Consider the following 456-nt stretch of genomic DNA (forward strand, 5'->3'; position numbering starts at 1 on the left):
AGATGTGTATCAGAGACAGCCTCCAGCGTCATGCCGTCCACCAGGTGGAGCACGGCGATGTCGCGGCTGGACGCGGGGACTCGGCCAAAGAGGCGGTCCAGCAGGCCCCGGGCGGCGGTGCGCGCCTCGGTGTCGCCGGAAGCGGCGATGCGGAGCACCAGCTCATCGTCGCGGTCCTCGGGGCGCCGCCTGGCGCCGCGCAGGCGGTTGAGGCACACGCGGGTGGCGATCTGATGCAGCAGGCTGGAGGGCCCGGCGTCCTTCAGCGCGGCTTGGTAGCGCAGCAGTTGAACGAACACGTCATGCATGGCGTCCACGGCCTGTTCCTCGTCGCGCAGCAGGAAGCGGCAGCGCCGGAGCACCTGGGGGCCATAGCGTCGGTAATAGGCCTCCACATCGACGGACACCGCACGCGCCCTGTCGCTTATACACATCTGACGCTGCCGACGATCGCAT

General features: G+C 68.9%; 1 protein-coding gene. It reads right to left on the reverse strand.

The genetic code is table 11. The annotated features are described in order from the left end of the window. The coding region (locus D7W82_RS39825) for an RNA polymerase sigma factor (protein WP_147439790.1) at positions 1–407 on the reverse strand (407 nt) is incomplete at its 3' end. Positions 408–456 lie beyond the last annotated feature (49 nt).

Origin of the sequence: Corallococcus sp. CA049B, from assembly GCF_003611685.1 — a bacterium.
Lineage (GTDB): Bacteria > Myxococcota > Myxococcia > Myxococcales > Myxococcaceae > Corallococcus > Corallococcus coralloides.